Consider the following 7,984-nt stretch of genomic DNA (forward strand, 5'->3'; position numbering starts at 1 on the left):
CGGCCGTCCGGTGCGACGACCGGCGATGGGTGTTGGTCAGAGGTCGAAAAGGGCGTCCGGCTCGGCGACGGGCGCGGTGGTGCGCTGGGTCCGGCGGGCGAGGGTGCGGGCGCCGTTGTGGCAGGTCGGGCACCAGGCGGCGAGGGCGCGCTTGGGCAGGGTGGCGGCCCGGTGCGCGGGCTGCAGCAGGTGCGCGGGGTCGGCGGGGGCGACGATGAGGCGGACGGTGCCGCCGCCGTGGTGCTGCTGGTAGCCGCCGTGTTCGCGCTGGCAGCGGCCGCCGTCCTTGGCGTGGGACTTGCCGCAGGCGCCGCGGCACTGGCAGCGGCCGGCCGCGGCGGCGAGCACGGCCAGCCACAGGCTGTTGGTGGCGCCGCCCAGCGGCGGCACCCGCCCCGGGGTCACCGGATGGCTCCTGCGGTGAGGTCGTTGACCAGGTGGGCGTGCGCGTTCGCGTGGTCCACGAGGGCGGCGATGACCTGCTTGGCCTGCCGGGTCATGTCCGGGTTCAGCTGGGTGCCGGTCGGGGCGACCAGCAGGTCGGCGGGGACCGGGATGAGGACGGTGGCGGTGAGGAGCAGGGTGGTGCGGTCGGCGCGGTCGGGCCGGGCGAGGGCGGTGAAGCCGGCGCGTCCGGTGGCCCACGGGTCCGGCTGCCAGTCGGCGACCATGCGGGCGGGCCAGGTGGCCAGGGCCCGGTGCCGCAGCGGCACCTCGATGCGCAGCGCCAGGTCGTCGGTGTCCTCGTCCGGCGCCACCAGGGTGATGTTGTGGAGGTCGGGGCGGATGTGGACGTAGCCGGGGGCCATGACCGGGGCGGTGGCGATTCGCCAGGCGGCGCGGGCGAATTCGGCCGGGGTGAGCGGGTCGCCGAAGTCGTTGAGCAGGTGGGCGTTGTTGGCGAGGTAGACGCCGAAGCGGGAGCAGCCGTCGGACGCCCGGGCCGTGTCGGTCTTGTCGTCGGTGAGGGCGAGCGTTGAGGTGGTGAACTCGGGCATGCTGGTGTCCTGGTTCGTCTCGTACGGACTGGATGGGCCCCGCAGCAGCCGCTCTCTGCCAAGAAACGCAGGCTGCTGCGGGGCTTTTGCACTGATCGAGCTGTGCGGGGGCTGCCTAGAACGGGGGCTCCGCGGTGGGTGTGGCGCCGACCGCCGCCGGGGTGGGGGCGGTCCTGGTGGCGGCCCACGGGTCGTCGGCGGCCGGTGCGGCGCTCGTGGTGCCGGTGCGCTGGGTCTTGGTGACCTTGGCGGTGGCGAACTTGAGGCTGGGGCCGATGTCGTCGAGGTCGAGGCCGAGCATGGAGCGGTTCTCGCCCTCGGGGGTCTGCCAGTTGTGCTGGACGAGGCGGCCGGTGGCGACCACGCGCATGCCCTTGGTCAGGGTGTCGGCGGCGTGTTCGGCGATCTCGCGCCAGGCAGTGGTGCGCAGGAACAGCGCGGTGCCGTCCTTCCACTGGCCGGTGGTCTTGTCGTAGGTGCGGGGGGTGGAGGCGATGGTGAAGCGGGCCATCGCCACACCGGCGGGGGTGAAGCGGAGTTCGGGGTCGTCGGTGAGGTTGCCGACGACGGTGATCGGGGTCTCTCCCACGGACACGGGTGCCTCCCAGGGGCGCTCGGTGGTGTCGGGAGCGGGTCTGCCCGTCCCCCGCACCGCCCGCGCGCCGGCCGCTGGTTGCGGCGGTGGCGCGGGCGGCACGGCCGGTCGGACAGGCCGGGGTCAGCGGTTGTGGTTGGAGACGTTGACCGACAGGTTCACCGCGCCAGCCCGCCCGCCCCCGCCGCTGCCTCTGGTGTTCTTGAGGAGCCAGACGAGGGCGAGGACGGCGGCGAGCAGGCCGAGCCCGGTGGTGGCGGCGGCGATCGCCTGAAACAGGAAGGCGAGACCGACCCCGGCGGCGCCGGCGCCGATCCCGCCAGCGATCAGGCGGGCGGGCCACACGTCCCGGCCCGGCACCGGGGCCGGGGTGGGCAGGTAGACGGAGGCGGGTTCGATCGGGACCGCGGCCTGCGGGTGGGTCAGGTGCGCCGTTGGTGCGGGCCGGTAGACGGCGATCGGGGCCGTCCGCGGCGGTGCGGTGTAGAGAGGTTGGCCGTCGGCGGTGTAGAGCACCGGCGTGGGCACATACGGCTGGTGGTCCATGGCGGTGCTCTCCCTCGGTTCGGGTCAGTGGTGGGTGATGAGGGCGACCAGGGCGGCCAGGAAGGTGTTGACGGGTCCGGCGACGCCGGTGGAGGCGAGGGTGAAGCCGGATAGCCAGAGCGCGCCGGCGGTGGGCAGGGAGACGCGCCGGCCGCGGATCAGCAGGACGCTGATGATGGCGAACAGGACGGTCAGGCTGACGGAGACGATCACGAGCAATGCCCCTTTCCGGGCGTCGGGTGCGGGGTGCGGGCGGCCCCGCCCAGAGCGTCCGGGCAGGGCCGTGATGCTGTCGCGTGAACTGTCGTCCGAGCTGTCGCGCCTGCTGTCGTCATGACTGTCGCGGCGACTGTCGCCCGCAGGTCAGAGGGGGGGTTTCGGGGGTTCCGGCGGCCGGAATCCCCCTCCTCCGCCGCAAGGCGACAGCAGCGGCGACAGGGCGTCGCTCAGCCGTCGGTGTCGGTCCTCGGGGCGTGCCGGTGGTGGACGTAGCGGGCCTTGTTGCCCGTGCCGATCCGGACGGCCTCGCCGTTCTCGGTCCACGCCTTGAGCCACCCGGCGATGGTCTGCCGGGTGGTGCCGAACTCGGGCTTGAGCACACGCTCCAACGCGGTGGCCCCGGTGCCCTCGGGGCCGGCGTCGATGAGAAGGGCGAGGGCGGCGTCCTTCGCGCCGGGCTCCTCCGCCGCGGCCTGCTCGCGGCCGCTGGTCCAGGTCGACGGGTCGGACCAGTCGGTCGCGCTCGCGCCGCCGCTGCCCGGCTCGTCCGCGGGCGGCAGCAGCCAGATCGACTCCAGGTCGTCCGGGTCGACCGCGGGCGGGTTATCCCAGTGGGCGGTGTGCTTCCATCCGCCGGGCAGCGGTCCGGTGTTCAGCCCCCGCTCGGTGTCGCCCGGCGCCGTGCCGGCGGTGGGCGTCGGGGCCGGGCCACCGGCCGGGACCTGGGTGGGCTCGCTCCAAAGGTGGCCGCAGCGCTCCAGCAGCCACCGGTTGGTGTAGTCGGGGCCGGCCGCGTCCAGCGACGGGGCGTCCAGCTGCGGGCGACGGTGGGCGGTGAGGGCGCAGACGTCCTCGATCTGGGTGGGGGTGATGCGCCACTGGCGGCCCTTGCTCGGTTGCTTGCCCTCGGTGCCGACCAGCAGCGAGCCGGGGCCGTCGAAGCTGTCCTCGGCCCGCAGGGCGCGCCAGCCGAAGAGGTGGCCGAGCTCGGAGTCCTCGAACGCCCCCGTGGCGACCCGGTTCGAGGCCATCTTCCGCACGAGGGGGTCCGGCATGACGTCCTGCGTCACCCGCAGGACAGAGACGACCGCGCGAATCGCCATGGCGCGGGCGATCCGGATGACCTCGGACACGCCGGCGAGGACGGCGCGGGCTTCGCGGGTGGCGGCGACCTCGGCGCCCTCGTCCATGACGATCACGATCTCGGGGATGGCGGGGCCGACGGGGAGCTTGTCGTCGTTGGCGTCGCGCATGGCGTCCTGGTAGGCGACCTTGCGGCGCTTGGCGATCCGCACCGCCGCGGCCAACATGAGCTTGGCCTCCGCCGGGGTCGAGGCGACCCAGTCGACGCCCGGCACGGGAATGTCGGCGCCTGCCCAGCGGGAACCTGCGCGCTGGATTTGGGCATCGCGCCAGGCGTTGAGCCAGGGCAGGCCGATCGATCCGGCATTGAGGTCGATCACCCAGACCAGGGTGTCGTTGGTCTGATTCAGCAGGGCGATCAGGGTGTGCAGCCAATTCGTCTTGCCGGAGCCGGTGGGGCCGGTGACGATCGTGGATGCCTGCCGCAGATCGAGTTCGGCCCGGGCCCCGTCCGAGAGCAGCCCGACCGGGATCGGGTTGTTCACCGTGGTGACCTCGGCCAACTCGTCCACCGGGAACGGGATCTTCACCCCGGCCAGGCTCTTCGTGGTCACCATGACCAGCACCCGGCGCCGGGAGATGCCGGGAGAGGTGGTCAGGCCGCAGCCCTCGGGCAGGTCGAGGTCCGAGCCGAGCGCCTCCACCCGGTCGGTGATGGCGCGCCGGGTGGTGCCGCCCTCGGGCAGTTCCAGTTCGAGGGTGTATCCGGCGCCGCTCGGCCAGTGCTCGATGCCAAGCACCACGACGTCGACGTTGCACACCCGGCGGATGCGGTCGGTCCAGTCGGCGGCCATCTGCCGGCGGGCGCCGATCAGCAGCAGATGCCGGCGGGCCTCCTGCTCGACCTCCTCGTGCCCGGCGAGGACCGGGGCGAGCGTGCCCGCGGCGATCCCGGCCACCGCGAGGCTGCCGAAATGAGGCCAGGTGAACGGGCCGCCGTGCGCGATCGCCCACGAGGTCCAGCCGCCGGCGGTGAGCCAGCAGGTGGCGCGGAACGTCGTGGTGGCGGCGGTCAGCCGCCGGCGGGTCGCGGCGAGCGTGGCGCCGAGGGCCCCGGCCGCGCCCGCGGCGAGCGCCCAGCCGGCGGGCATGCCGGTGGCGTGACCGAGGGAGGCGGTGGTCAGGGCGCCGAGCGTGCCGTTCACGGTGCCGGACAGCACGCCATGCCCGGCCTTCCAGTCGATCGTGAACGGGGGCGGGTTCTTGCTCTTGCGGGTGGTCATGGGGCGGTTCCTCTGCGGGAAGCGGCCGGGCCGCCCACACGATGTGGGCGGCCCGGCCGGGTGTTGGTGGTGCGGGGAATGGATGGGGCTACTGGACGTTCCACTTGCGCTCGGCCTCCAGGCCGTTGCGCGGGTTCTCGTTGCGCTCCAGGTCGTCCGCGTGGGCCTGCCGGAAGACCGGGGCGACGTTCTCCAGCACCTGGATGACCCGGCCCATGGCCTGGTAGCCCTGCGCGATCTCCTCGGAGACGATCGGGTCGAGCGGCAGGCTCTCCCGGCCCTGCTCGGCCAGGACGCGCAGGACCTCCTGGAGGGTGGCGAATGCGACCGGGAGGTCGTCGGCGAGGACGCCGAACTCGGTCATGTGCTCGGGGTCGAACGTGGACGCGGCCTGGAGCATCACGTCCGCCGCCGACGACAGGGAGAACGTGGGAACGGACTGCTGGTCGGACACGGTGGCCTCCTGGACGGTGGGCTTGCCGATGTTGATCCGGGCCGCCACCCGCCCGACCTTGGCCAGGGCGGGGGCGGTCCTGCTCTTAAGAGCCGAAGTGGCCGAGGTGGTGCCGGGCTGCTGGACGCTCTCCGCCGGGACCGGCACCGCGGAGGCGTCCGGGCCGCCGGCGGCGGTGCCGAGGATGGCGGCGTCGCGGGCTTCCCGGGCCGCGCGGGCCCGGCTGGCGAGGCGCTGCCAGGTGTGGCGCATGTGCGAGGTGACGCGGCCGGGGTGGCGCCAGTTGAACGCCGCGACCGAGGCGGCGCCGACCAGGCCGGTGGCCAGGCCGGCGGCGGTCATCCGGGCCCGGTACCGCCAGGCGGAGCGCCGCAGCTGCTTGGCCTGCTCCGGCGTCGCCGCCCGCGCCTCGGCCGAGCCCTTGCCGGGCCTGGTCGGGCGGGTGGCGGCGCCGGTGGCGGGGTCGATCCCGGCCCGGCGCATCGCCTTCGCGTGGCCCCTGGCCAGGTTCCGGGCCGTCCTCGCCTCGGCCTTCGCCGTGTGCTGCGGGGACGGAAGAGGCCACCTCCCCGCCCCGCCTGCCCCGGCGCCGCGGGCGGCCGTGCGGGCGGCCTTGGCCAGGGTGAACGCCGGACCCGACGACCCCCGACCCGCGCCGGCCGCGGCCGGTCGGTGCCGAGAGGACGTCACCCCCGGTGTGCCGGTGACGCGATGGGCACGGGCGACGGTCCCGCTCCGCGCCGGGGTGGCCCCGCTGCCGGGCGTCGGCTGCCCGGTCCGGGCAGCGGTACTGCCGGTGCGGCGGGCCTGCGGGACGGAGCCGAGCGGGGCCGGCCGGGCCGCCGTGCGGTGCCCAGCGGCCTGCCGCGGGGTGTGGTGGAGGACGGTGGCCTGTCGGGTGCGGGCCCGGTTGGCGCGGGCGCGGCGGGCCAGGGCACCGACCGCCGCCGCCCCGGCGACAACACCGGCGGTGGCGAGGGTGGCCGGGCCGCCGAGGGCGAGGGCTCCGGCGGTAAGGCCGCCCGCGGTGTTCGCGGCCGCTACGGCCAGCGGCAGCCCCGGCACCGCAGCCGCGACGGGCGCGGCGCTCTTGGCGGGCTTGTCGGCGGGCGGGGTGGGTGTGGTGGTCGGGGGCGCCGGGGCGACCTCGACCACGGTCGTGGTGGTGTCGGACACGTCGGTCTCCCTCAGGGGTCAGAGCCGGTCGGGGTCCAGCGAGAAGAACAGGACGTTGGCCTGCTCCAGGTCGGGGTTCTGCCGGGTGAGTTCGGCGCGGATGTTGCGGTAGGCACGGGTGCGGCTGGCACCCGGGCCGAGCGGGATGGTGCCCTCGGTGGTGAGGACGCCGAAGCCGCCGCCGATCCTGAACTGAAGGGTGATCAGCCAGGAGTAGGCGACGGGCTGCATGGCGGTGACGGTGGTGTTTTCGGGCACGGTGGATGCTCCGTCGAGTCGAAGAGGCGAGGCGAAGAGTGCGGCGGCGGGTACGGGCCAGGCGGGGCGTACCCGCCGTACCCTCAGTGCGCGGGTCGGGCAGGTACGCAGGCCGTGCGGCGTACCCGCGGCCGGGCGAAGGTCGGGGCCGCGGTCGGGTCAGGCCGGGACGCGGTCGGCGGCGGTGAGGGAACGGAGGGCGGCCTGTACCCGCTGGGCGCGGGTCTGGCCGATGCCGTACTCGGCGCGCAGGGTGCGCACCGACGGCACGTCGCCGTGGGCGAGCAGGTTCGCGAACTCGGCCGCCGCGGCCGGTGCCAGCTCGTCCCACTCGGCGGCCTCGTCTTGCAGGTCATCGGCCCCGTCGGCTGCCTGCTCGGTGGGGCCGGGGGTGTGCGCGTCCACAGGCTGTGGACACTCGTTCGGCTCCGCGAGCGTGGCGACGAGACGGGTCGGGAGCGGCAGGAACGCCAGCTCCCGTACCGGCTCCACCACCACAGCGGGCTCCGGCTCCGGCCCCGCCACGGGGGTGGGTACGGGAGCCGGGTACGCCTCGGGTACGGCGGGTACGGGCCCCGGATCGGCGGGTACGGACGCGGGTACGGGCGCCGCGGCGGGCCGCTCGACCGACGCGTCCGGGGCCGTGGCGGGCCGTTTGGTGGCGGTGTCGGCGGCGTGCAGGACGTGGACGCGCCACAGCACCAGGGGTGCGATGGCGGAGACCAGGACGATGAGCTGCCAGCCGGGGTGGAGCACCTTGGCGCCGAGCAGGTGGGCGGCGGCGTTGGTGGCGATCATCCCGAGGACGGGCAGGAACACTTCCCGTCCGGCGCGTAGGGCGCGGATGGCGTAGGTGTCCAGGGCGAGTGGCAGGCCGGCCGCGACCAGTGGGTGGAAGCCGCACTGGACGGCCAGCACCCATTCGCCGTGCGCGGAGACGACCACGGCGGCACCCATGGCCAGCCAGGCCAGGAAGTCCATCCGGGTATGCCTCACCGCGCACCCCCAGCCCCGACCGCCGCCGCGGCGGTGCGATCGCGGTCGTGCTCCGCGGCCAGCAGGGCGGCGTGGCGCTCGATCCGGGCGGCGATCCGGGCGGCGCGTTCGCGGACTCGGCGCAGGGCCTCGTCCGCGTGGAAGTTGCTGTTCATCACACCACCGCCCGTCGGCGCTGGGCGCGCTTGGCCAGGGTGGCGGCAAGGCGGTCGCGCTCGGCGGTGGTGAGGCCGCCGAAGATGCCGTGCCGCTCGCGGCGGGCGATCGCCGCGTCCAGGCAGGCCGCGCGGACCGGGCAGGTGGCGCAGATGTGCTTGGCGCGGAGCTCGGCGAACGCGGCGCCGTCAGGGTCGGTGTCGTGGTCGGGGAAGAACAG

The 7,984-nt window shown here is 74.9% G+C and carries 11 protein-coding genes; all 11 read right to left on the reverse strand.

Annotated features, from left to right (window positions below; all coding sequences use genetic code 11):
- Positions 1-36 precede the first annotated feature (36 nt).
- A complete protein-coding gene (locus AB0O09_RS36085; RefSeq protein WP_363549379.1) occupies positions 37-405 on the reverse strand; it encodes a hypothetical protein in 369 nt (122 codons plus the stop codon).
- Positions 402-998 carry a hypothetical protein gene (locus AB0O09_RS36090; protein ID WP_363549382.1) on the reverse strand — a complete coding sequence of 199 codons (597 nt, stop codon included), beginning with the start codon at positions 996-998 and terminating at the stop codon, positions 402-404. Before AB0O09_RS36090 ends, AB0O09_RS36085 begins: the two co-directional genes overlap by 4 nt.
- Positions 999-1,113: 115 nt before the next feature.
- Entirely contained in the window at positions 1,114-1,593 is a 480-nt protein-coding gene (gene ssb / locus AB0O09_RS36095; protein WP_363549385.1) for a single-stranded DNA-binding protein, read from the reverse strand.
- 123 nt (positions 1,594-1,716) lie between these two features.
- Positions 1,717-2,139, reverse strand: a complete 423-nt coding sequence (locus AB0O09_RS36100; protein ID WP_363549388.1) for a hypothetical protein — start codon at positions 2,137-2,139, stop codon at positions 1,717-1,719.
- A gap of 24 nt (positions 2,140-2,163) precedes the next feature.
- Entirely contained in the window at positions 2,164-2,352 is a 189-nt protein-coding gene (locus AB0O09_RS36105) for a hypothetical protein (protein WP_363549390.1), read from the reverse strand.
- A gap of 233 nt (positions 2,353-2,585) precedes the next feature.
- A complete protein-coding gene (locus AB0O09_RS36110; RefSeq protein WP_363549392.1) occupies positions 2,586-4,724 on the reverse strand; it encodes a hypothetical protein in 2,139 nt (712 codons plus the stop codon).
- 88 nt (positions 4,725-4,812) lie between these two features.
- A complete protein-coding gene (locus AB0O09_RS36115; RefSeq protein ID WP_363549394.1) occupies positions 4,813-6,354 on the reverse strand; it encodes a hypothetical protein in 1,542 nt (513 codons plus the stop codon).
- Between the two features lie 18 nt (positions 6,355-6,372).
- Complete coding sequence (locus AB0O09_RS36120) at positions 6,373-6,612, reverse strand: hypothetical protein (RefSeq protein WP_363549397.1); 240 nt, start codon at positions 6,610-6,612, stop codon at positions 6,373-6,375.
- 159 nt (positions 6,613-6,771) lie between these two features.
- On the reverse strand, positions 6,772-7,593 hold the full coding sequence (locus AB0O09_RS36125) for a hypothetical protein (RefSeq protein WP_363549400.1): 822 nt from the start codon (positions 7,591-7,593) through the stop codon (positions 6,772-6,774).
- An 11-nt stretch (positions 7,594-7,604) separates the two neighbouring features.
- On the reverse strand, positions 7,605-7,763 hold the full coding sequence (locus tag AB0O09_RS36130; protein ID WP_363549402.1) for a hypothetical protein: 159 nt from the start codon (positions 7,761-7,763) through the stop codon (positions 7,605-7,607).
- The coding region (locus AB0O09_RS36135) for a WhiB family transcriptional regulator (RefSeq protein WP_363549404.1) at positions 7,763-7,984 on the reverse strand (222 nt) is incomplete at its 5' end. The genes AB0O09_RS36130 and AB0O09_RS36135, both read right to left, overlap by 1 nt.

The organism is Kitasatospora sp. NPDC093679 (assembly GCF_040683455.1).
GTDB classification, from domain to species: Bacteria; Actinomycetota; Actinomycetes; order Streptomycetales; family Streptomycetaceae; genus Kitasatospora; species Kitasatospora arboriphila.

Bases quoted from the DNA above. Each gene is read 5' to 3' on its own strand.
- AB0O09_RS36100 (WP_363549388.1), bottom strand. From the start codon at position 2,139: ATGGACCACCAGCCGTATGTGCCCACGCCGGTGCTCTACACCGCCGAC.
- AB0O09_RS36125 (WP_363549400.1), bottom strand. From the start codon at position 7,593: ATGGACTTCCTGGCCTGGCTGGCCATGGGTGCCGCCGTGGTCGTCTCC.
- AB0O09_RS36130 (WP_363549402.1), bottom strand. From the start codon at position 7,763: ATGAACAGCAACTTCCACGCGGACGAGGCCCTGCGCCGAGTCCGCGAA.
- AB0O09_RS36090 (WP_363549382.1), bottom strand. From the start codon at position 998: ATGCCCGAGTTCACCACCTCAACGCTCGCCCTCACCGACGACAAGACC.
- AB0O09_RS36110 (WP_363549392.1), bottom strand. From the start codon at position 4,724: ATGACCACCCGCAAGAGCAAGAACCCGCCCCCGTTCACGATCGACTGG.